1 protein-coding gene is annotated in these 323 nt (G+C 68.7%); it reads left to right on the plus strand.

Features of this window, described 5'->3' with window-relative positions:
- Positions 1 to 23: 23 nt before the first annotated feature.
- Positions 24 to 149: a hypothetical protein gene (locus JYA52_RS22630; RefSeq protein ID WP_276208499.1), complete on the plus strand. Its 126-nt coding sequence runs from the start codon at positions 24 to 26 to the stop codon at positions 147 to 149.
- The last annotated feature ends 174 nt before the right edge of the window (positions 150 to 323 follow it).

Raw genomic sequence — 323 nt, forward strand, 5'->3', positions numbered from 1 at the left:
CCGCCACACCTTAGGAGATCATCATGTTCCGCAAAATCTGGACCGCCGCCGTCCTGCTCGCGACCGCCCTGGGCTTCGCCGCCGCAACCGCCGGCCCCGCAGCCGCCGGGCTCAGCTCCAACCATTGCGAACCGCTCGTCCCCCGCTGACCAGCTGCATCCCGCATACCAAACCACCCCGTACCGCCACACCTTAGGAGATCATCATGTTCCGCAAAATCTGGACCGCCGCCGTCCTGCTCGCGACCGCCCTGGGCTTCGCCGCCGCAACCGCCGGCCCCGCAGCCGCCGGGCTCAGCTCCAACCATTGCGAACCGCTCGTCC

It is taken from the genome of Arthrobacter pascens (assembly GCF_017052465.1).
GTDB classification, from domain to species: domain Bacteria; phylum Actinomycetota; class Actinomycetes; order Actinomycetales; family Micrococcaceae; genus Arthrobacter; species Arthrobacter pascens.